The organism is Salinicoccus luteus DSM 17002 (genome assembly GCF_000712035.1).
In the GTDB taxonomy this organism is placed as follows: Bacteria; Bacillota; Bacilli; order Staphylococcales; family Salinicoccaceae; genus Salinicoccus; species Salinicoccus luteus.
Genome location: NZ_JONV01000006.1, coordinates 247,800 through 269,220, shown reverse-complemented (window position 1 = coordinate 269,220; position 21,421 = coordinate 247,800). Strand labels below are relative to the sequence as shown.

The 21,421-nt window shown below is 49.7% G+C and carries 18 protein-coding genes and 1 riboswitch; of the genes, 8 read left to right on the top strand and 10 right to left on the bottom strand.

Going from position 1 to position 21,421, the window contains the following annotated elements:
* Position 1: 1 nt before the first annotated feature.
* Both BO53_RS0101490 and BO53_RS0101485 read right to left on the bottom strand, forming a co-directional pair.
* Positions 2-1,204 (bottom strand): aspartate kinase, encoded by a 1,203-nt coding sequence (locus tag BO53_RS0101490; protein WP_031544705.1) that lies wholly within the window; start codon positions 1,202-1,204, stop codon positions 2-4.
* A 77-nt stretch (positions 1,205-1,281) separates the two neighbouring features.
* A riboswitch (Lysine riboswitch) is annotated at positions 1,282-1,461 on the bottom strand.
* An 84-nt stretch (positions 1,462-1,545) separates the two neighbouring features.
* Positions 1,546-3,150: an ABC-F family ATP-binding cassette domain-containing protein gene (locus BO53_RS0101485; protein ID WP_031544703.1), complete on the bottom strand. Its 1,605-nt coding sequence runs from the start codon at positions 3,148-3,150 to the stop codon at positions 1,546-1,548.
* A gap of 84 nt (positions 3,151-3,234) precedes the next feature.
* Here BO53_RS0101485 and BO53_RS0101480 point away from each other — a divergent pair, with 84 nt between their 5' ends.
* Positions 3,235-3,978, top strand: a complete 744-nt coding sequence (locus BO53_RS0101480; protein WP_031544701.1) for an NAD-dependent protein deacylase — start codon at positions 3,235-3,237, stop codon at positions 3,976-3,978.
* Positions 3,975-4,847: a CvfB family protein gene (locus BO53_RS0101475; protein ID WP_031544699.1), complete on the top strand. Its 873-nt coding sequence runs from the start codon at positions 3,975-3,977 to the stop codon at positions 4,845-4,847. Before BO53_RS0101480 ends, BO53_RS0101475 begins: the two co-directional genes overlap by 4 nt.
* A gap of 25 nt (positions 4,848-4,872) precedes the next feature.
* Here the strand turns inward: BO53_RS0101475 and pepF are convergent, their stop codons facing one another.
* Complete coding sequence (gene pepF, locus BO53_RS0101470) at positions 4,873-6,678, bottom strand: oligoendopeptidase F (RefSeq protein ID WP_031544698.1); 1,806 nt, start codon at positions 6,676-6,678, stop codon at positions 4,873-4,875.
* 177 nt (positions 6,679-6,855) lie between these two features.
* Here pepF and BO53_RS0101465 point away from each other — a divergent pair, with 177 nt between their 5' ends.
* Complete coding sequence (locus BO53_RS0101465) at positions 6,856-7,194, top strand: hypothetical protein (protein WP_037341593.1); 339 nt, start codon at positions 6,856-6,858, stop codon at positions 7,192-7,194.
* A 455-nt stretch (positions 7,195-7,649) separates the two neighbouring features.
* Here the strand turns inward: BO53_RS0101465 and BO53_RS0101460 are convergent, their stop codons facing one another.
* Positions 7,650-8,213: a recombinase family protein gene (locus tag BO53_RS0101460; protein WP_031544693.1), complete on the bottom strand. Its 564-nt coding sequence runs from the start codon at positions 8,211-8,213 to the stop codon at positions 7,650-7,652.
* Positions 8,214-8,483: 270 nt separating this feature from the next.
* Between BO53_RS0101460 and BO53_RS0101455 the strand changes: the two genes are divergently transcribed.
* A complete protein-coding gene (locus tag BO53_RS0101455; RefSeq protein WP_037341589.1) occupies positions 8,484-10,232 on the top strand; it encodes a solute:sodium symporter family transporter in 1,749 nt (582 codons plus the stop codon).
* A gap of 23 nt (positions 10,233-10,255) precedes the next feature.
* Here BO53_RS0101455 and BO53_RS0101450 read toward each other — a convergent pair whose 3' ends face one another.
* Genes BO53_RS0101450 through BO53_RS0101440 form a run of 3 tightly spaced genes read right to left on the bottom strand, consistent with a single transcriptional unit; the run spans position 10,256 to position 14,069 of the window.
* A complete protein-coding gene (locus tag BO53_RS0101450) occupies positions 10,256-11,500 on the bottom strand; it encodes a peptidoglycan bridge formation glycyltransferase FemA/FemB family protein (RefSeq protein WP_031544689.1) in 1,245 nt (414 codons plus the stop codon).
* 26 nt (positions 11,501-11,526) lie between these two features.
* A complete protein-coding gene (locus tag BO53_RS0101445) occupies positions 11,527-12,801 on the bottom strand; it encodes an aminoacyltransferase (protein ID WP_031544687.1) in 1,275 nt (424 codons plus the stop codon).
* A gap of 8 nt (positions 12,802-12,809) precedes the next feature.
* Positions 12,810-14,069, bottom strand: a complete 1,260-nt coding sequence (locus BO53_RS0101440; protein WP_031544685.1) for an aminoacyltransferase — start codon at positions 14,067-14,069, stop codon at positions 12,810-12,812.
* Positions 14,070-14,281: 212 nt separating this feature from the next.
* On the opposite strand from BO53_RS0101440, the gene BO53_RS0101435 reads away from it, so the two are divergent.
* Together BO53_RS0101435 and BO53_RS0101430 are read left to right on the top strand one after the other, a co-directional pair.
* A complete protein-coding gene (locus BO53_RS0101435; protein ID WP_245608169.1) occupies positions 14,282-14,920 on the top strand; it encodes a sigma-70 family RNA polymerase sigma factor in 639 nt (212 codons plus the stop codon).
* Positions 14,917-15,261 carry a hypothetical protein gene (locus tag BO53_RS0101430; protein ID WP_031544681.1) on the top strand — a complete coding sequence of 115 codons (345 nt, stop codon included), beginning with the start codon at positions 14,917-14,919 and terminating at the stop codon, positions 15,259-15,261. The genes BO53_RS0101435 and BO53_RS0101430 overlap by 4 nt, the downstream gene beginning before the upstream one ends.
* Positions 15,262-15,277: 16 nt before the next feature.
* Here BO53_RS0101430 and BO53_RS0101425 read toward each other — a convergent pair whose 3' ends face one another.
* Entirely contained in the window at positions 15,278-16,540 is a 1,263-nt protein-coding gene (locus tag BO53_RS0101425; protein ID WP_031544679.1) for a Y-family DNA polymerase, read from the bottom strand.
* 153 nt (positions 16,541-16,693) lie between these two features.
* On the opposite strand from BO53_RS0101425, the gene BO53_RS0101420 reads away from it, so the two are divergent.
* Positions 16,694-17,692: a cation diffusion facilitator family transporter gene (locus BO53_RS0101420; RefSeq protein ID WP_031544676.1), complete on the top strand. Its 999-nt coding sequence runs from the start codon at positions 16,694-16,696 to the stop codon at positions 17,690-17,692.
* Positions 17,693-17,734: 42 nt separating this feature from the next.
* Here the strand turns inward: BO53_RS0101420 and BO53_RS0101415 are convergent, their stop codons facing one another.
* Positions 17,735-18,745, bottom strand: a complete 1,011-nt coding sequence (locus tag BO53_RS0101415) for an LCP family protein (RefSeq protein WP_051682965.1) — start codon at positions 18,743-18,745, stop codon at positions 17,735-17,737.
* Positions 18,746-18,897: 152 nt separating this feature from the next.
* Between BO53_RS0101415 and BO53_RS0101410 the strand changes: the two genes are divergently transcribed.
* Positions 18,898-19,854, top strand: a complete 957-nt coding sequence (locus BO53_RS0101410) for a DUF1002 domain-containing protein (protein ID WP_051682964.1) — start codon at positions 18,898-18,900, stop codon at positions 19,852-19,854.
* Between the two features lie 44 nt (positions 19,855-19,898).
* Here BO53_RS0101410 and BO53_RS0101405 read toward each other — a convergent pair whose 3' ends face one another.
* Positions 19,899-21,365 (bottom strand): alanine/glycine:cation symporter family protein, encoded by a 1,467-nt coding sequence (locus BO53_RS0101405; RefSeq protein ID WP_031544669.1) that lies wholly within the window; start codon positions 21,363-21,365, stop codon positions 19,899-19,901.
* Between the last annotated feature and the right edge of the window lie 56 nt (positions 21,366-21,421).

Sequence of the window (21,421 nt, the reverse complement as noted above, 5' to 3'; positions counted from 1 at the left end):
TTTATAGATTGAATTTTTTCGCCAACACTTCCACTGCCTGCCTGTCGTTTTCGCTGTCCACAACATATGAGATGCTGATTTCCGAAGTTGTCGTCTGATAGAACGTGATGCCCGCCGCCTGGAGTGCCATGAAGGCTTTTGAGGCAACCCCGGTCATATCACGCATGCCAGAACCGATGATGGAGACTTTAGAATGGTTGGTCCTCACATCGAGCACCATATCCGGATGCAGGCGTTCGACCGCTTCGAATATCTCATCCAGTCGATAGGATTCGTTTCCTTTGACTGTAAAGGACAGCTGGAAGCCCTCACTGTTCACGACCTGTGAGATCATATCGATGTTGATGTCATGGGCCTCGAACTTTTCGAAAAGATCGAAGATGAGCGTCGACTCCCGTTCGGGTTCGTACAGTGTGACATGGATGATCTCACTGTCCAGTGCCACCCCGGTGACTGCTTTTCTCTCAAGAACTTGTGTCTCTTCCATAATCCATGTTCCTTTCTCATCTGATAGTGTCCGGCCCAAGTAGAGGGGGATTGAATGATTCTTCGCAATCTCTATGCAGCGTGTTTCCAGGACGCCGGCGCCGAGTGCACTCATTTCCATCATCTCATCGTACGTAATTTCATATATTCTTCCTGCTTCTCCATATACACGCGGATCTGTGGCATAGACGCCATCCACATCCGTGTATATTTCACATGGAATGTTGCAGCGTGCTGCTATGGCCACTGCCGTCGTATCGGAACCTCCGCGTCCAAGCGTGGTGATCTCCATATTGTCATTGATGCCCTGGAACCCGGCTATAACGATGACATCGTGGGTTTCCAGAGCGGCTTCCAGATGATTCTGGTCAATATCCGCAATCCTGCTTTTCATGTGCCCGCCAAATGTCTTTATGCCTGCCTGGTAGCCTGTCATCGCCTTTGTCCGTATCCCAAGATCTTCAAGGACGATCGAGAGGTAGGAGATGGTCTGCTGTTCTCCTGTAGTCAGCAGCAGTGCCACATGATCCTCCTTGGGAGTGGAGGAGAGGCTGTTTGCATTCAACAGCAGTTCATCTGTCGTACCGCCCATTGCACTGACTACAACAATCAGCTTTTCTCCCCGTGAAACCCTTGATTTCAATTCATTCGCAATATCTTTTATCTTGTCGAAATCACCAACTGATGTTCCGCCAAATTTCAAAACACTCGTTTCCATATGTCCTCCTGTGGGGAAGCACTCACTCAAACTAAAAAAACAAGCCCGGCGGAATGCCGGACTTGTTCTGATCTATACACAAGTGATGCACTCCATTATTGTAAAAATAATGACAGACCTGGAGCTCTTAACCCTCAGATCCAATGACCCGCTGCTGCAACGGCAGGCCATTTCGGCATCGCACCCTTTCACACACTTAAAGTTCGCAGACTATATATTAAGTGGCTACTGATGATTGATGCGCCTCATCCAACTGATATTTAATTTTATAAATGCCATTATACATACATAAGCAATGCATGTAAACTACTTTTTCAAAAATATATGGAATTGTCTATAAATTACGATTTTATGAGACCCTGGTCTTTCAGGTACTCCTCATAGGTGGACTCTTTGACTATTGCGCCGGAGTCCTTCAGTTCAATGACCTTGTTCGTGATCGTATTGATGAATTCAAAGTCATGGGAAGTGAATATGATGGAGCCTTTGAAGTCTTTGAGCCCATCATTCACTGCAGTGATGCTTTCGAGATCCAGGTGGTTGGTCGGTTCGTCGAGCAGGATGACGTTCGCCTTGGAGAGCATCATCTTCGACAGCATTGCACGGACTTTTTCCCCACCGGACAATACGCTTGCCTTCTTCTTGGCTTCTTCGCCGCTGAACAGCATCCTTCCGAGGAATCCTCTCAGGAAGGTTTCCGTCTGTTCTTCAGGTGGCGCGTACTGGCGCAGCCAGTCGACAAGGTTCGTATTGACGCCTTCGAAATATTCCGAGTTGTCCTTCGGCATATAGCTCTGGCTTGTCGTCACTCCCCATTTGACTTCGCCTTCGTCCGGAGTGAGTTCACCGGCCAGGATACGGAGGAGGGTGGTGCGTGCAATTTCAGAGGAGCCGATCAGGACTGCCTTGTCATACGGATCCAACGTGAAGCTGACGTTGTCCAGCACTTTGTTTCCATCGACACTGTGCGTGAGCCCTTTGACATAGAGCAGATCATTGCCGATTTCACGTTCCGGTGTGAACTTCACGAACGGGTACCTTCTGGAAGATGGCTTGATGTCCTCGAGTTCGATCTTTTCAAGCGTCTTCTTACGGCTTGTCGCCTGTTTGGACTTGGAGGCGTTCGCACTGAACCGTGCAACGAAGTCCTTCAGTTCCTTGATCTTCTCTTCTTTCTTCTTGTTCTGATCCTGGGCCATCTGCTGGGCCAGTTGGCTGGATTGGTACCAGAAATCATAGTTGCCTACATACAGCTGTATCTTTCCGAAGTCGAGGTCGGCAATATGGGTACACACATTATTAAGGAAATGGCGGTCGTGGGAAACCACGATGACAGTATTGTCGAAATTGATCAGGAATTCTTCAAGCCATTGGATCGCCTGTATGTCGAGACCGTTGGTCGGCTCATCGAGGAGCAGTACATCAGGGTTGCCGAACAGGCTTTGTGCGAGCAGGACTTTAACTTTCTGGTTGTTTTCAAGCTCAGACATCTTCTTGTCCACGAGGCTTGAATCTATGCCCAGGCCATGCAGCAGACTTTCAGCATCGGATTCGGCCGTCCAGCCACCCATTTCACCGTATTCGCCTTCGAGTTCTGCAGCACGTATGCCATCCTCATCGGAGAAATCCGGCTTCATATATATTTCATTCTTTTCATTCATGACTTCCCACAGTTTTGCATGGCCCATCATTACGACATCCAGGACACGGTATTCCTCATATCCGAAGTGGTCCTGCTTCAGGACGGCAAGACGCTCATCCTTCCCCATGCTCACATGGCCGGTCTGCGCCTCCATTTCTCCGGAAAGTATCTTGAGGAATGTGGATTTTCCGGCACCATTCGCACCGATCAGTCCGTAGCAGTTGCCCGGGGTGAACTTTATATTTACATCTTCAAACAGTTTGCGGTCGCCAAACCTCAGACCAACATCTATAACCTGTAGCATAGGCATTCTCCTTTAGTATATTCTTAAGCGATGATAACACATTTATGGTACCATTGAAATATAATTCTAGGAGGGCGGATACCAATGGAGCACGAATTGCGCCGATTTTCCAGTATAATGGATGAGAGTCGTCGTACCGTATTTTTCACTGGTGCAGGGGTGTCGGTCAAAAGCGGCATCCCCGATTTTAGAAGTATGGGTGGCCTGTTCGATGAAATCAGCAGGGCGGGCCATTCGCCGGAATATCTTTTGAGCATCGAGCATCTGCGGGATGACCCGGAAAGTTTCATCCGTTTCTATAGGAAACGCCTGATGCTTGCAGACAAGGCTCCGAATATTGTGCATGACTTCATCGCGCATGAGGAGGCAGAAGGCCGATCGCTTGGGGTCATCACCCAGAACATAGACGGGTTGCATCATGATGCAGGCAGCCGGAATGTGGACGAACTCCATGGCTCTCTCAACCGGTTCTACTGCACAGCATGTCATAAAGCATATAGCAAACAGACCGTGATGGCCGAGAACTTGTCACATTGCGAATGTGGCGGTGTACTCAGGCCGGATATCGTACTCTATGGGGAAATGCTTGATGAAACCGTCATAAATTCTGCCATAGAAAAACTGGCGAAGGCAGATACACTGGTGGTGATGGGGTCGTCGCTGCTGGTGAACCCGGCCGCATTTCTCATCAACTATTTCAACGGTGGCCACCTGATCATCATCAACAGGGATGAAACGCCATTCGATGGGGAGGCAGACCTCGTCATCAATGAAGATATGACCAAAGTGATTGAAACGATCTATAATAATGAAGGAGATAATATATGAACCAGATATCAGGTACAGTACAATTTTTGGAAGTGATTAAGAAGGAAGGTTCCACCTATCATCTGAAGACGGAGGACGCACTCTATATAAGGATGAACGCCTCGACTTCGGACAGGGAGTACGAAATCGGAGAGGAGGTCAGCGCCTTCATCTATCCGAACAGAAGTGGCGAACTGTTTGCGGCACCCGTCGTCCCCGACGCTTCCGTCGAACAGTATGGCTATGCCACTGTCACGGAAGTGAACAGGGATGGGGCCTATGTGGATATCGGCGTACCGAGGGAGATACTGGTGCCGTGGATCGACCTTCCCAAAGTGAAGAGCGTGTGGCCGAAGGAAGGCGACAAGCTGTATCTCAAACTGCGGGCGGAAAGCGACAGCCAGCTTTACGGCAGGCTCATCACCGAAAATGAAGCTGCAGAACGCTTCACGCCGGTTGAAGCATCGAAGTTTGAGGAACTGAAGAACAAGTGGATGGAAGGGCGTCCGTACCGCCTCCTCCGCATCGGCACCTTCCTTCTGACCGAAGATGGGCATAAGGTTTTTGTGCATGAGAGCGAGCGCGAGGATGAACCGAGGCTCGGCGAACTGAAAAAGTTCAGGGTCATCGGCATCAACGACAAGGGGGAAATCAACGGTTCCTTCATACAGCAGGCATACAAGAAGATGGATGCCGACAGCGAAAAGCTGCTGGACTACATCACTAAAAATGGCGGACGCATGCCACTGAACGACAAGAGTTCACCAGAGGACATCAAAGAAGCATTCAATATGTCGAAAGGCTCCTTCAAGCGCGCACTCGGCCGCCTGATGAAAGAGGGGAAAGTCGAACAGACTTCCAGGGAGACACTGCTCAAAGAAAAACGGTAATCGAAATTTCGATTACCGTTTTTTTCTATCCTTCTATTTCTTCCGTCAGGGCTTCAAGCTGATCCACAAGTTCCCCGATATAATCGATCGTATCACGAAGTGGCTGGTCCGTTGTTACATCGACCCCCGCCATCTTTGCAAGCTCGACAGGCGATTTCGTACCTCCGGCCTTGAGTACCTTCAGCCAGTCATCGACGGCAGGCTGCCCTTCGTTCAGCACCCGCTTGCTCATTGCGGTCGCAATGGTCAGACCGGCGGAATATGTGTACGGATAGAGTCCCATGTAGTAGTGCGGCTGCCTCATCCATGTGAGTTCGGCGCCCTCGGTGATCGTTACATCTTCCCCCCAGAATTCCTCGATCACCTGACGTTTGAGGCGGTTCAGTTCCGGTGCAGAAACACTCTCATGGTTGTCCACCTTCTTGTAGACTTCGCGCTGATAGGCAGCTTCAAGCAGGTGGGTGACACAGTTGTGGTAGTACGTCCTTGAAATGATGGAACTGATGACCCAGCGCTTGAATTTCGGATCGTCCGAATTCTCAAGCAGGTGGTTGGCCATGAGCATTTCATTCATGGTACTCGGTGCTTCTATGAAGTACATGGAACTTCTAGCATCGAACACATTCTGTTCCCGGTTGGCATTGTAGAAATGGCCTGCGTGACCCAGTTCATGGGCAAGGACGAACACCTCGGTCATCAGTGATGTCCATGATATCAGAATGAAGGGATGGGAGCCGTATGGGCTCGAACAGAAGGCACCAGTGGACTTGCCCTTGTTTTTCACAAAGTCGATCCAGCGCTCATCGTAGGCGCGATTGACCATGTTGATGTAGTCTTCCCCCATGATGCCGAGCGCATCATTAATGTATTTCCTCGACTCCTCGACGCTGATTTCAGGTTCTGAGGACGGGTCGAGTGAGATTTTGAGATCTTCGTATTTCATCTCCTCCAGACCATGGACACGTTTGAGCAGGTTCGCATAGCGCCTCATGTGCGGTGCAAGATCACTCATGATCATGTCGATCTGACGGTTATAGAGCGTCTGGTCCACATCCTGGCGGTGGAGCAGGTAATCGATGACCGAGTCGAAGCCTCTGAGATCTGCCGTCGTCTTCTCCTGCTTCAGCTGGAGGTCGTATGTCGCCGCCGTCGTATGCTGGTAGTCCGCAAGCTTGTCACTGAACGCACGGAAAGCATTCCGCCTCACTTCAGTATCTTCATGGCTTTCAAGCTCGCCTTCGAAGGCGAGGTAGGAGAGGGGGATCTCCTGTCCGTTGGCTGTGAACGTACCAAAATCGATGTCCAAAAGCTTAGTTTTCAGATAGAGGCTGTATGGTCCTTCGAACACAGTGGAGTAGGAGGCAAGTGCCTTTTCAACTTTTGCATCCAGGTGGTATGGCTTGTTCTTCAGCAGTTCATCCACAAACTTTTCAAACCCCGGAGCCTGCGTCTTGATCTCCTTGAGGAAAGATTCATCCCTCTGCAGCAGTTCGCTCGTCAGGAAGCTCGTTTCACTGCTGAAGTATGTACCGATATTGCTTGCAAGGCCACTCAGCCTCTGTGCCGATGCATCCCCCTGATCTGAAGACAGTCTAAGATTTGCGTATGCACCAATCGGCACCAGCGACTCCATGAGACCTTTGAAATCTTCGATCGCTTCAACTGCAACCGAAGCATCGGTCAGATTACCCGCATATTTTGTGCTGAAATTTCCCACTTCAGGACGGATATCTTCCACAGCCTGCTCGAACGCTTCGTCAGATGCGAACAGATCGGTCAGATTCCATGTATATTGCTCTTCAACTTCATTTCTGGATTTCAATTGTTCCATTATTTTGACACTCCTTTAATTTCGGAAACCGAAGTATTAAAGCCATTATACATGAAAATTCAAAAAATTAAAATCTTTATTTTTGAAATAGCTATTCATAAAGCCACATGCAAAAGGTTTCAAAAGATGCAATTAAGAGAATATGAATATGGAAAAGCCAACATGGGGGTGAATGGAATGATCCAGAACGCAAGTTTCTATATTATAAGCATACTGCTCGTCATCATCGTCAGCATATTATTTGTAATGAGTGTGAAGAAGTATATAATCATGCCGCTCATCGTTTTTCTTATCATGGGGCTGACAGCATTTATCGTGCCGAATTTTATAGAAGAAACCAACTGGGAACCGCTGATGGGCTACGCAGTGTTCCTCGGGATACTGTCATTGATTGTGAGCATCTTGACTTGGCTGTATATCAGAGGGCGCAGAAGGAAAAAGGAAGTCGCAGCTGAAGATCCAGGAACAGATGGAATGGATGCACCTGAACAGCCACGGAGCAACAGAAGAAGATAGAAATTGGACAGCTACAAATGATGTAGCTGTTTTTTTATATCTACAGAGGATCCGTTATAACATGTACATACATGATAGACAGGTTTAATGAAATCCAATGGATTCACAGATAACTGCATATAACAGATTCCAGGACCGATTATTTCCGTATATAATATAGCCAAAGGAACGACGGATCAGCTTATCGCTCCGGATATGCAACAGCCGCAACACAAGCCCAGTGCATCGGATATAATGGCTGTAATCCAGTGAAAGAAGAAAGGAAGATAAAAAAGGGTACTCCTTTTCGATATATAGACAACTTCCTATAATATATATTATGTAAACTTTATAATATGGAGAAATAAGACCTTGTAGAATTACCAGTATTTGGCCAAAAATAATACCCAATCCGGAACATTTCCGGATCAGGCATTTAACATCTGTTTACTGATTGTTCTATTTCCAGTTGCTTATCAATCATTGTTTTTTGATTCATTTACAACTTTATATACAGTTGCTCTTGATACACCAACCATTTCTGCAATCTGTTTCCCTGTATACTTCTGTGTATCATACAATGACTGTATCATGGCTTTCTTGTCATCCGCAATTCCGGGCCTGCCGCCGTTTCTGCCGCGTGCCCTTGCTGATTCCAGTCCCTTTTTCGTCCGTTCGCTGAGCAGACTCGCTTCCAGTTCCGCAAATGCAGACATCATCGTAAAGAACATCTTTCCCATCGGATCCTTCGTCGTCACGTTCATATTGATGATTTCAAGGTCGATTCCGCGTTTTTCCAGCGTCGTGGCCAGTTCTATCAGTTGTTTTGTGGTCCTTCCCAGTCTATCCAGCTTGGTGATTACCATTGTGTCGCCTTCCCGCATGTATTCCAAGCATTGTTCAAGTGCTGTGCGCTCCGCCTTCCGTCCGCTCACCTTTTCCGAGAAAATCTTGATGCATCCGGCCTCCTGCAGCATATCCAGCTGACTTTCCAGGTTTTGCCCCTTCGTACTTACTCTCGCATATCCTATTTTATTCATTTTTCCATACCTTCCTTTAAATGTATTTTAAACGGTATAGTTATAGTATAATTCGACTGAGAAAAAAAGACAAGTAAAAACACAACATTTATTAACATTTTTATCGTTTTTGTTTAAATACTGTTAATGTTTATAAAACCCTCGTTAAATAGACACCGTATTTTTCCGCTCTGTCCGCTTAATATTCTTTGTTTTTCTATGTTTATCTCTTCAAATTCAGAATATATAGATACTAGAAACAAATTACATATACTGTCTGGAGTTGATTGAATGACCTATACCATTTTCACCTGCATCCTGTTCATGGCTTTTGTCGCCTGGTACTCCTATCGCAGAACGCGCAACACGATCAATGACAGCGATGGATACTTTCTTGCCGGCCGCGGTCTGACCGGCGGCTTCATAGCAGGTTCCCTCGTTCTCACCAACCTCTCCGCCGAACAGCTTGTTGGGCTGAACGGCCAGGCGTACAACGCGAATATGTCCAACATGGCATGGGAAGTGACTGCTGGGATTTCGGTCATCATCCTTGCCCTCGTTCTGTTGCCAAGATACATAGGAGGCGCCTTCACCACCCTGCCCGAATTTGTAAACAGCCGTTTTGATGAAGGGACACGCATGATGGTCACCCTGCTATTCATGCTTGGATATACTTTTGTAACCATTCCCTCGGTCCTCTATTCCGGCGCAATTGCCGTGCTGCAGCTTTTCGATGTACCCGCCCTTCTCGGCATGTCACTCGAACAGTCCATGTGGATCGTCATCTGGATTGTCGGCATCATCGGAGCTGCATATGCAATATTCGGAGGACTGAAGGCCGTTGCTGTATCTGATACCTTGAACGGTGTCGGTCTCCTCATCATCGGGCTCCTGGTTCCCCTCATCGGATTCCATGCTCTTGGTGATGGGAATATGCTTGCCGGCATGAAGACCATCGCCACCGAAGAACCTGAGAAGCTGAATGCCATCGGTTCCAGTGAAGACTCTGTACCATTCGGCACGATATTCACTGGAATGATCTTCGCCAATCTTTTCTATTGGGGCACGAATCAATATGTCATCCAGCGCACACTCGGTGCAAAAAGCCTTGCCGAAGGCCAGAAAGGCACACTGTTCACCGGATTCCTTAAAATTCTCGTCCCCTTCATGATGATGATTCCAGGAATCATCGCCTATCATCTCTACGGCGATGGACTGGAGACGATGGACCTGGCCTATCCTGCTCTGATCAGCGAGCTGCTGCCGCCGATCCTGAGCGGCTTCTTCCTGGCTGTACTCCTCGGTGCAGTATTTTCAAGTTTCAATTCACTGCTCAACAGTGCCGCGACAATGTTCGTCTATGATCTATACAAGGTGAAAATAAAGAAGGATGCTTCCGACAGGGAAATGATACGGGTCAGCAAATGGTTCGGCACACTTCTTGCCCTCGTTTCCTTCTTCATCGCCCCACTCCTGCTGCGTGCACCGGAAGGGCTTTGGAACATCATCAGGGAGTTCACCGGCTTTTTCAACATCCCGGTGATCGCAATCATCCTTGTCGGCATATTCTCAAAGTACATTCCCCCCATCGGTGCCAAGATTGCGATTGTCGTCCATGTCGTCCTCTATTACATGCTGATATGGGGATTCCCCATGCTTTTCGGCTTCAGTTTTGATATCAGCTTCATCCATATTCAGGGTATCCTGTTCGTGCTCGCCGTCTTGATTATGATGATTTCAGGTTTCATCAGGCCGCTTGATGTCCCTCATCACTTCACGCATAATCCCAAAGTGGACATGATGCCCTGGAAGTTTGCAATTCCTGTCACGATTCTGCTGATGGGTGCCATGGTCTTCTGTTATATATTGTTTTCACCCATCGGTCTCTCACACGCCGACGGCATCGTTTCGGGCTGGTTCTGGCCGGCCACCATTGCGCTCGTGCTGCTCATCCTTCTGTTATGGATCATCTCCTACAGGAGCTGGAACAGCAAATACAGTACACTGCTTCAGGAAATGCATAAAGAAAAGAAGCTATAGCACTGCTATAGCTTCTTTTCCATCTATACCTTCTTGAGCTTCTCAGCCAGTTTGTATACCGGCTTGTTGAAAATCTTTTCGAATGTGCCGGGCAGCTCTTCGATGAAGGGATCATAGTCCTTCTTGAACTTATAGACACCATAGTCCTTTGAATCTTCTGTGAAGTCGCCGGTCAGCCCGGAAAAGTTGAATCGTCCAAGGCCGAGCGATTTGGCCTTTTTGATCATCTGCCATGTCGTATAATTGGTGCCCATGAACATGGAGTGTTCCGGATAGCTCCCGCTGAACAGGTACACCATTTCATGGTTGTTGTAGTAATACATACCGACAGACAGTTCTATGATATTTCCATACTCCGCCTGCACACCCCTGATCTTTTCAATACGCTTCTGCTTATTGGCTGTCAGATCCTTCAGTTCATTAAGGCGTCCCTTCATACGTTTCGTGCCTTTGCCGCTGTCGATCTCATTCTGCATATCCCTGCGGTCGGACTCCAATGCATCAAGCTCTTCTGTGAGCCTGTCCAGATACTCCTCGAGATCGATGTAGCTCAACGTCAGATAGGTACGATCCTTCAGTGTATGGAGCAGGTTTCTGATCTTTTTGCTGCTGACAGGATCAAAACCGATGCGCGCTTCCGTATCCTTGTATATGTCGATGAATTTGTCGTATTCATTCTCTTCGAGATATCTGAGGCGGACGCCCATCTGTTCGCTCGCCCGTGTATTATAGCGGGTCGTCTTGTCCATGCCTTTGAGCAGTTCTTCTTCACTCTTGGTGATATCGAGTACCGCCTGATGCCTCAGCAGTTCGTCCGTCACCAGCTGTCTTGTAAATCCATTATGCCTGTAGCCCTGATTGCGATAGATGTCTACGATTTCATGGTTGTTCCATTCGCTCTCTATGACTTCCCCTTCGCTGTTGCGTATCTGGTATATATAATAGGGGGAGTGGATCATTTTGAGACCGTTCTGCTTTTTGGCATATTCATCTATTTCCTTCAGGAAAAATTGGAGCCGTTCATTTGAGAAAGGCTTGATCAATGGACCCGCATGCGAAGTGAATATTCTGTAGCGTTTCAGGACAGGCCTTCCACTGAGCATGGATACGCCGATGAGTGCATCATCTTCGTAAAGCCCAAGGAGATGGGTCTCCTGGACGCCTGAAATGTAGTCGTAGTACAGAGGATCATGCAGATAATGGCAGTAGCTGTCATAACCCGCCATGAATGCTTTGAAAGTCTCCTCTTGGATTGGTGATGTCTGCATAGTTGGAACTAACCTTCCTTTACTCGTCAATTGGATTTTGCGGCGGCTTTCTGCTCAATTTTCCGTTTCACTTTGTACAGGTTATACGGCACTTTGCTGATCACTTTTACAAAGTCTCCAACCAATTCTTCAATTTCTGCATTGAATCCACGCTTGAAGCGGTACACGCCATAGTCTTCCCCATCTTCGGAGAAGTCTCCGCTGACTCCATAGAAATTATAGCGGCTGGTGCCCTTGTCCATGCAGTACTTCATCATCTCGAAATGCATCATGTACGGTCCGACGAAATGGGCGTATTCACTGGAGCTCGCACCGGAGTTGTAGACCATTTCATATGGTGTCTCGAAATAGATGCCCGAAGCAAGGTTGAGGATGTTGCCTTCTTTTTTCTGTATTTCACTCGCCTGCATCCTGTCTTCCGTCATCTTGTCGAGCTGCTTGTCGAGCTCCGCAATTTTGTTTAGTGTCTTGTCGTTCTTATTTTCCTTCTCCATCAGCTGATTCCGCTTGCTTTCATTCTCTTCAATCTGCTCTGATAGATTGTTGACGTATTCATCAAGCTCTATATAGGCAAGTGGGATCAGTACCTTATCCCCATATGCCTTCTTGAAGTTGGAATAGTATTCACGCGGATTCGGGTGCGTGAAGAATCCCTGCCTTTCACTCGTATCCAGATAGAGGTCCATGAATATATCAATTTCGTCGACATCCAGGAACCGCACTTTCACCCCATACTTCTCAGCCTTCTTGATGTTCCGCTTCCGCTGGGAATCAAACGACTTCAGCAGTGACTTCTCATCATGGCCGGACAAATCGAGCACACTCATCCATCTTGCCTGGGACGTGCGGGAATAGCCCCGGGTGAACCCCTGATGGACATATCCCTCCTCCTCCATTATGCGGATGAGCGCATCCTGTGCAGGATAATCCTCTTTTGGGTTTACATCCTTATCGTACTTCCTGTAGATCCAGTTCGGATCCAGTTTGACATAGAGGCCGTTGTTCTTCTTCAAGTATTTCGTGAGGGCCTGCAGGAAAAAGCGGACAAGCTCATGGTTGTGGTAGTCCAGGACGGGGCCACGATTGGAATAATAGAAATACTTGCCCATGACGGTCTTCTTCAGGGTGAACAGGCAGGCGGCTATGACCGTGCCTCCTTCATCCTTGACTCCAAGCAGACGGACTTTCTGTTTGTCCATCTCCCGGTTCTTCTTGTTTTCTATCATTTGAAAGAAGGCGGATTCCTCCCCTTTTTCAATATAGTTCCTATATTCCGTTTCAGTCAATTCAACAAATTTCATCCGTATTCCTACCTCCCAATCTGCTTCCGTATTTTCGAGAGCGCCCGATAGGCCTTGTAGGCCGGCGCATTGATCGGTTTGATGAAATCTCCGACATATTCAAAGACGGTTGCATTGAAACCTTTCTTGAACTGTATTACACCGTAGTCCTCCGCTTCTTCGGAGAAGTCTCCACTGATGCCATAGAAGTTGTATAGATCGATCCCATGATCAAGTGCATAGTTGATCATGTGCCACTGTATCAGATAGCTGCCTGCAAAATGCCTGAAGTTGTTGTCGCTGCCTCCGGCGAGATAGACCACTTCATGCGGCGTAATGAAGTAGTAGGCGCTCGCAATCGGCAGCTCTTCTCCGTGGGTCGCGCGCAGCGCTTTTCCTTCAGCAAGCTTTTCCTCTATATTTTCCAGCTGTTCACCGAGATTTTTGATCTTCTTCCCGGCCTTGGTATTAGAAGGATCCTTCTCCAGGTCCTTCTCCGCCTTTTCGATATTTTTGACCAGACCATCGCGGTCTTTCGCAATCGACTCCGTGTATTCGTCCAGGTTGACATATACAAGCGGAATGATGACATTATCGCCGAAGTGCTTCTTCCTGCTGATGTAGTAGGAATCGTCCCGGTCGACAAACGACTTCATTTCGGAAGTGTCCTTCATGAACTTCCTGAACACATCAATTTCATCGAGTTCCAGATAGCGTACATGCAAGCCATGCTTCTGAGCCTTTTTGATATTCCGTTTGCGGAGGCTGTCCATATCATCCAGGAGCATCTTCGGATCCTTTCCTGATAGGTCGAGCACCGAATGCCACCTGATCTGGATGACCGGGTCGAACCCTACGGTGAACCCATCATGCGTGAAGCCATGTTCCTCAAAATAGTCGAAGATGTACCGGTTGCCCCGATCTTCGAGGATTTTCCCGTCATGATCCCGCTCCCTGATCACTTCATAGGGGTCGATCCGTGCATACATGACCTTTTTGGGCTTCAGAAACTGATGGAGACCTCGGAAGAACGTGTCGAACACCTGCTTGTCTTGATAATCCATCACCGGTCCACGGTTGCTGTAGGCATATTTGAATACTTTCATTACCGGGGTCAGCGTAATGAGACATGCAGCCCTGACCGCTTCGCCATCCTTCACACCGACAAGATAGGTTTCAACACCCTGCTCCACCTTCAGGCGGTAGTTGTCTTTCGTCTGTGTGAAATGACTGAAGTGTGTCCGGGTGAAATGATCGAATTCCTCAATGGTCAACTCTGTAAATTGCATAATGGCACTCCTGTCAACTAATTTTAATACTTTGCTTATATTATCAGATTTACCATGGTATCTCCATGATTTTTAGAAGCTCGAAAAATTATTCGCCTCTATACACGAATGATTGATAATTCGCCTTGAGAGGCAAATTATTATATACTGGGGTTATAGTCCTATGTATTATATCACTTGGGAGGTGGACTGGCATCATTTCTATACTCATTATGGACGTATCCGGCAGTTCCAAAGCGAATGATACGCTGTTCGACAGGCTGAAATGGATGGAGGAGGAGATCACCTCATGGCTTTCCGGCCAGAACTTCTTCCATGTCGACTACCGTATGGGGGATGAACTGTTCATCCTGTCCTCCAGAGCCCACTATACCCTGTTTGTTGCAATCTATGCGAAGCTGCTGTGGGATAATCATGGCTTTCCGTTGAAATGCAGCTTCCATACTGCAGACATCCCGGCTCCTGAAGGCGACCCGGAGCAATGGAGCCATGAGGCCGTCAAAGAGACCCGGAACGCACTCGAAACGATCAAGAAATCGGCAGTCCAGGATTTCATTTCACCGGACATGGATCCTCCAGTGGAGATCGCCCTGATGTATGCGACGGATATTCTGGACCATATGACGGATATACAGCATCAGGTGGCTTCACTCAAATTGGGCGGCATGCTCCAGAAGGACATCTCATCCCTGCTCGGGAAGAACGAGTCGACCATATCCGCACACTACAGCAAATCACGCGGCCGTCAGCTGGAGAAGATCCTCGAATTCCTCTCCGACCACTATCAGGTGGATGACACTCCGCTCCGCAGCGCATTCAGCCGGTCCTTCAGAAAGGGGCTGGAATCATGAATCTTCCACTCCTCTCCTTCGGTATACTCCTGTACCTGTCAAGCGGCTGGATCATCAAAGTCTTCCTCGCACGCCTCTCCGGTGTAAGGCATACGCAGACCGACCATATCGGCATGACCATCGGATACAGCGAACGCTTTCTGATCATTCTGTTCGTACTGTTCGACCAGTATACCGCAATGGGGCTGATCATCGCCGCAAAATCCATCCTGCGGTTCCCGAGCAGCGGCGCCGACGGTGAAGTCCACAAGGAAAGCGAATATGTACTCGTCGGTACGATGGTCTCCCTCGTCATCGGCATATTGAATGGTCTCCTGTTCCTTTACGCCATCCATCCATAGGCAGCTTGATTGCTGCCTATCTTTTATGCCCTGCAATCAGTCCGTCCCTGAGCTTCAGGGTCGAAGCCTCTGTACAGCTGAGTGCCCGCATGACGCTCAGCTGTCCGTATTTCACTTTGAGGTGATCCACCGTCCTCAACAGCCGCTCCCGCCTTTCTACCGCTTCCACATCATCAAACAATGAAATCTGCCTCATCCGGTCAGGAATGAAGCTGGTCAGCGTGACGCTGATCGTACGGTACAGGGCATAGGGATCCCCAATCGCTCCCAGTGCCTTCCATATCCCCTGCATGACGAAATCTCCATCGTTCGTCCCCTCCCTGACCGTAAACTGCTTCCGGTATATCTTCCCATCCGACGTCCCCACAGCAAACTGGATGGTCCGGGCAAGCTTTCTTTCCAGCCTCAGGCGATGGGTGACCTCATCCACATGTTCGAACAGCACCACATAGATCTCATCGAAGCGGTAGTCCCGCATCAGTATCTGGCTCTTTGCGATCGACGGGGAGTGCACGGTATGCTTTTCCCGGATGAGGCTCGAGTCGATGCCGTTGGCGTGGAGATGCCAGTCCACACCGATGGCCCCGAAGTCCCGCTTCAGGTGGACCACCGGATACCGCGCCAGGTCCCCGATCGAGAAGATGCCCCTCTGATGCAGTTTGATTTCACTCCTCCTGTTGATGCCCCAGAAGCGCCTCAGCGGCTTGATCGGCCACAGCTTCTCCGGTACATCGTGATAACGCCATTCGGCGATGCCGTCAGCCATCCGCTTCGCCTCGATATCCAGGGAGAGCTTGCTGAGCAGCATGTTCTCCCCGATGCCGATTGCACAGTCGATGGCGGTCTCCCGGTATATTTCCGCCTTGATCCGCCTTGCCAGCGCATATGGGGAGGCCTCGAATATGCGGTAGCTCTCCGTCACATCCATGAAGAATTCATCGACCGAGTACTGGTGGAAATCTTCAGGGGCGGTGTATTTCAATGCGATCTCCGTGATCCGTGCCGAATAGTCCAGATATGTCTTCATTGATGGATTGATGATGTAGATGTCACTGCGTGCCGGGATTTCAAAGAGCCTGGATCCGGTCTTTACGCCGAGCTTCTTCAGTTCCGGCGTGGCCGCAAGCACCACTGAGCCGGGATTTTTCGTGTCGGCCACCACAGCAAGTTTGGCCGTCATGGGATCGAGTCCCTTCAGCAGGCATGATACGCTGGCGAAGAAGCTTTTCTGATCGACGCAGAATACATGACGATGCGGGCAGATATGATAATTGTACATGCCATCCCCTCCATACAGAACATATGTTCGTACCCCCCGTGTATTTATCATATCACAAAATGGACAGGGCCAAACATGAACCTTCCGCATTTATAAATAAATGCACGACAATTGGGTATGGGACACTATGAAAACAAAAAGGAGGGAACACTATTGAAGGATATTTTCGCATTACTTAAACAGGGAAGCATGGCCTCCCTCACCGCAGCCATCGTCAATTTCATCATCGCCGGCCTCAAGGGGGCCGCCTTCCTCTTCACCGCCAATGTTGCGATGTTCGCTGAAATGATGCACTCCCTCGGCGACGCCATCAACCAGTTCTTCGTATTCATCGGTTCAAGCCTTTCGAAGAAGGCGCCGACGGAACGCTTCCCCTTCGGCTTCGGCCGTCTGGTGAACCTCGTGTGTCTGTTCGCCATTGTCGTTGTCGGCATTCTGGCCTATGAAACAGTACGGGAAGGCATCCATCATATCGTCGAGCCCCTGCCGACTGATACGGAGACGACGATGCTCCTGGTCAACATCGGTGTTCTCGCCATTGCTGCAATACTCGAGAGTTTCGTGCTGTACAAGGCAGGCAAGGAACTCCTCCAGCAGGCGGGGCAGCCCTACGACGGTCTGAAACCTGTAACGACAAGCTATATCCATATGAACAGGGCCAAGGCGGCGACGAAACTCGTATTCCTTGAGGACACGGTGGCGACAGCCGGGGCACTTCTTGCCATCATTGCCATCCTGATCGGTCGCTTCACCGGCTTTGCCCCAAGCGAAGGGATTGCATCGGTCATCATCGGCCTGATGATGTTCTACATCGTATACAAGGTGTTCATGGAGAATGCCGCCGGCGTGCTCGGGGAGACCGACCCCCACATGGAAGAACGGGTTTCGCAGATCGTCCTGCGCCATGAGAAAATAAAGGACATCCAGAAACTGTTCGTCCTGAAAGAAGGGGACAACCTCCATGTCGAAGTCGTTGCAGAGATCGACCCCGAGCTCACCTCAAGGGAAGTGAACGCCCTCAGGGATGACATAGAGCGTCTGATCCTGAAGCAGAACCATGTTACAGACGTGAATATGGAGTTTGAGCTGAATGACGGCAAGCGTACATGGCCACAGGCCCAGCAGGAACTCGATGAGAAACCGAAATACTAGCACATAAAAAAGGATGGCGGTTCCGCCATCCTTTTTGCGTGCCTATTCATTCACTGTCGGAGCTTCCCCGTCCGGCTCCCCGGCATCCGGCTCCTCCATGTCCCCTTCAAAGAAGTCCTGGATATACTGGCTGTTCGTTTCAAAGTCGAGGTCGATGACATTCCCGGCATGCGGCGTGTCCATGAACTGGTACGTATCCTCCACCGGCACGGTGAGTGTCGGAATGTCCTTCTCGCCCCGGACCAGGAACGAGGCCATCATCCGGTACAGCTCCCCGTCGCTCATGCTCGTATTGATATGTCCCATGCCGGTACCCGCAATTTTCGGAAGCTTGAGGATGCTGCCGAAGGTCAGTGCTTCATCCTTGACCGCATTGATCACCTGCTGCTGGCGCCTGACACGGCCGAAGTCACCCTCTGCATCCTGACGGAACCGTGCATAGGCAAGAAGGTCTTCACCCCCAAGCCGTTGTTCCCCCTGTTTCAGTTCTGTGTCTATCTTCTCCGACATGTCCTTCTCCACATCAATCATGATCCCATCCTTATTGATGACATCGACGACCGATTCGAAAGCCTGATAATCGATGACTGCATATTCTTCGACTTCAATGCCGAAATTCTGCTGGATGGTCTGCCTGAGCAGTTCGACACCCCCGAGTGAGTAGACCGAATTGATCTTATAGCTCTGAAATCCGGGAATCTCCACATATATATCGCGCATGAGGGAGACCATCTTCATTTCCTTGTTCATATAGTCATACTGGGCCAGCATGATGACATCCGTCCGCTGCGCGCCATCCACCTCACGGTCGGCACCGAGCAGCAGGATGTTCTTTTTGCCGTCGTTATCATCCACCCCGTTGAATTCCATCTCTTCCTGTTCGACACCGTTGTCGCGCGCGATATCGAGGCCGGACTGGTATGAAAAGTATATATAGAGGATTGAACCGATGATTACTGCAAGCAGGATGAGCGGAATGAGCGCCCGCTTCCGGATGCGCCGTTTCCGCCCTTCGGGCTGCGGTCTGTCGGAACGTCTGTATTCATTTTCCATAATCATGCTCCTGTCATTAATCTATCAAATCATTTTAACCGGTTTCCACAAAATAATAAAGAAATAATATCGCTGTTATTCCAGGGAGAATAAAAAATTGTGGTGACATATGCTTATATAGTAAAATATATATAAGGAATGAGGGATTGATAATGATGAAAAAACTATTATTTTTGACAATGATGCTCGTGCTGCTGATGCCGAATCCGGCCCAGGCGGCCTCGGAATGGGATGAAGCGGTCACAGTGTATGGTGCAGCGCTTGAGAGTGACCAGCAGCTGCTCGATGCGACACGTGAAATCCTCGGCACAGAGGAGAGCGACAAGGTCGAGTATGTCTACAGCGAGGATGTACAGCAGTACATCGGCAAGGACTACAGCAACGCCGTACTCAAATCGAGCATCCGCATCATACAGGAATCTGAAGGCCACGGCCTCGACATCACCGTGGATGAGAGCATGGGGAACATCACCGAAATCACAGAGGAGACATACAAGAACGCACTTCTGACATCCGGCATCACCGACGCGGAAGTGGTCATCGGGGCGGCTGAAGATGTCACCGGGGAAAGTGCCCTCTCCGGCATCTACAAGGCCTATGAATCCCAAGGGGAGGCCATCGACACCGAGCGGACACAGAACTCCCAGGAGGAGCTTGAGACCATTTCCGATATCTCGGAAGAGAACAGCAATGTCGAAGGATTCTCACAGGAGCAGCTGAACAAGATGATCACCGACATCAAGGTTGAAGTCATCAATCAGGGCGGTGACCTCACGGAACAGGAGATCAGGGACATCGTCGATGAACAGATGGCGGCCAACGGCCTCGATGGCCTGCTGACACAGGCGCAGATCGACAGGATCGTCGGCATCATCATCCAGATACAGAACTCCGGCATCTTCCAGAGCGAGGAGGCCGAGAGACTGAAGGAAAGTGCCCAGAACCTCCTCGATCAGATCACTTCGAGTGAAGCGTTCCAGAACGCGGCTGACCAGGCTGAATCGATCGGCCAGGACATCCAGGAGTCGAGCGCCTGGGAGTCATTCAAGAAGGCGGTATCCGATTTCTTCTCAAGCATCGTCTCCTTCTTCAGATCACTCTTCAACTAGAAAAGAGCAGACCTTATGGTCTGCTCTTTTTATTATGTGCCTGCCTATGGCCTTTCTTCGTTACGATAGGCGTAGCGGTTCTCGCCCCATTCATCGACTTCCGAAAGGTCGGCTTTGATGTTGTTCGTCTGGAAGACGGGGTTTACCCCCGTTTTCAGCTGTGCCTTATAGTCGGCGGCAACCTGCCAGACGATATGGCTCAATCCGAATACCGCAACAAGGTTGGTCACTGCCATCAGCGCCATGAACATGTCTGCTGTGGCCCAGGCCGTCTCAAGGTCCATCACCGCACCGATGAATACCATGACGACGACAAGTATCTTGAATACAAACAGCAGCACCCGGTTCTCCCTGATGTAGTTCAGATTGCTCTGGCCATAGAAATAGTTTCCGAGGATGGAACTGTAGGCGAAGAGCAGGATGACGATTGCGATGAAGATCGCTCCAAAGGATCCGATCTGTTCGGTCATCGCCGCCTGGGTCACCTGGATGCCCTGAAGTGCATCGGCGCCATAGCTCAGATCCGTATACATCAGGATCAGGATGGCCGTCGCCGTACATACAATCATCGTGTCGAAGAACACGCCGAGCGCCTGGATCAGCCCCTGCTTGACAGGATGGCTGACCGCAGCGGATGCGGCGGCATTGGGTGCGGACCCCATGCCGGCCTCATTGGAGAACAGTCCCCGCTGGAAGCCGTTCAGTATCGCCGCGCCGAGCGCACCGCCGAAGACCTCCCTGATGCCGAAGGCATTCGTGACGATGGAAGTGAGCATCGGGATGATCTGGTCGTAGTTGATGATGAGGATGACGAAGACGACCAGCAGATAGATGACCGCCATGACCGGTACGATGTAGCCCGCCACACTCGCAATCCTCCGGGCGCCGCCGAAGATGACGGCGGCTGTGAATGCGGCGATGACGAGGCCGACCACCCATCTGTCGAGGTTGAATGCCTCTTCATAGGCATGGGCGATGGTGTTCGCCTGCAGCCCATTGAAGACGAAGGCGAAGGTGATGGTGATCAGCACCGCGAAGAACAGGCCGAGCCACCTCTGGTTGAGCCCCTTTTCCATATAGTAGGCGGGGCCTCCCCGGAAGCCGCCCTCCCGATCCTTCACTTTGTAGACCTGTGCAAGCGTCGATTCGAAGAATGCGGTTGCTGCGCCGAAGAACGCAATCAGCCACATCCAGAATATCGCACCGGGACCCCCGAGCACGATTGCTGTGGCTACACCTGCGATGTTGCCGGTGCCGACACGTGAAGCGGCACTGATGGCGAACGCCTGGAAAGGGGCGATCCCTTTTTTGCCGTCAGGCAGCGTCTCCGCCTTTTCCGTAATTACCCTGAACATCTCCTTGAACCATCTGAACTGGACAAACCTCGAGCTGATGGAAAAATAAAGACCTGCAAGAATAAGCAGCCCGATGAGGAAGTCACCCCACAGCAGGGTGTTTCCCATGTCTACAAAACTTTTGAACCAATCTGGGACAATTCCTTCAAAATCCATAAAGCACCTCCTGATATAACAAACATTATATCATTTGGGAAAGCGCTTTAAAGCCC

Bases quoted from the DNA above. Each gene is read 5' to 3' on its own strand.
- BO53_RS0101430 (WP_031544681.1), top strand. From the start codon at position 14,917: ATGAATCTTCCACTCCTCTCCTTCGGTATACTCCTGTACCTGTCAAGC.
- BO53_RS0101455 (WP_037341589.1), top strand. From the start codon at position 8,484: ATGACCTATACCATTTTCACCTGCATCCTGTTCATGGCTTTTGTCGCC.
- BO53_RS0101425 (WP_031544679.1), bottom strand. From the start codon at position 16,540: ATGTACAATTATCATATCTGCCCGCATCGTCATGTATTCTGCGTCGAT.
- BO53_RS0101450 (WP_031544689.1), bottom strand. From the start codon at position 11,500: ATGCAGACATCACCAATCCAAGAGGAGACTTTCAAAGCATTCATGGCG.
- BO53_RS0101480 (WP_031544701.1), top strand. From the start codon at position 3,235: ATGGAGCACGAATTGCGCCGATTTTCCAGTATAATGGATGAGAGTCGT.
- BO53_RS0101440 (WP_031544685.1), bottom strand. From the start codon at position 14,069: ATGCAATTTACAGAGTTGACCATTGAGGAATTCGATCATTTCACCCGG.
- BO53_RS0101405 (WP_031544669.1), bottom strand. From the start codon at position 21,365: ATGGATTTTGAAGGAATTGTCCCAGATTGGTTCAAAAGTTTTGTAGAC.
- BO53_RS0101445 (WP_031544687.1), bottom strand. From the start codon at position 12,801: ATGAAATTTGTTGAATTGACTGAAACGGAATATAGGAACTATATTGAA.
- BO53_RS0101435 (WP_245608169.1), top strand. From the start codon at position 14,282: ATGGACGTATCCGGCAGTTCCAAAGCGAATGATACGCTGTTCGACAGG.
- BO53_RS0101465 (WP_037341593.1), top strand. From the start codon at position 6,856: ATGATCCAGAACGCAAGTTTCTATATTATAAGCATACTGCTCGTCATC.
- BO53_RS0101475 (WP_031544699.1), top strand. From the start codon at position 3,975: ATGAACCAGATATCAGGTACAGTACAATTTTTGGAAGTGATTAAGAAG.
- BO53_RS0101485 (WP_031544703.1), bottom strand. From the start codon at position 3,150: ATGCTACAGGTTATAGATGTTGGTCTGAGGTTTGGCGACCGCAAACTG.
- BO53_RS0101460 (WP_031544693.1), bottom strand. From the start codon at position 8,213: ATGAATAAAATAGGATATGCGAGAGTAAGTACGAAGGGGCAAAACCTG.
- BO53_RS0101415 (WP_051682965.1), bottom strand. From the start codon at position 18,745: ATGGAAAATGAATACAGACGTTCCGACAGACCGCAGCCCGAAGGGCGG.
- BO53_RS0101490 (WP_031544705.1), bottom strand. From the start codon at position 1,204: ATGGAAACGAGTGTTTTGAAATTTGGCGGAACATCAGTTGGTGATTTC.
- pepF (WP_031544698.1), bottom strand. From the start codon at position 6,678: ATGGAACAATTGAAATCCAGAAATGAAGTTGAAGAGCAATATACATGG.
- BO53_RS0101410 (WP_051682964.1), top strand. From the start codon at position 18,898: ATGATGAAAAAACTATTATTTTTGACAATGATGCTCGTGCTGCTGATG.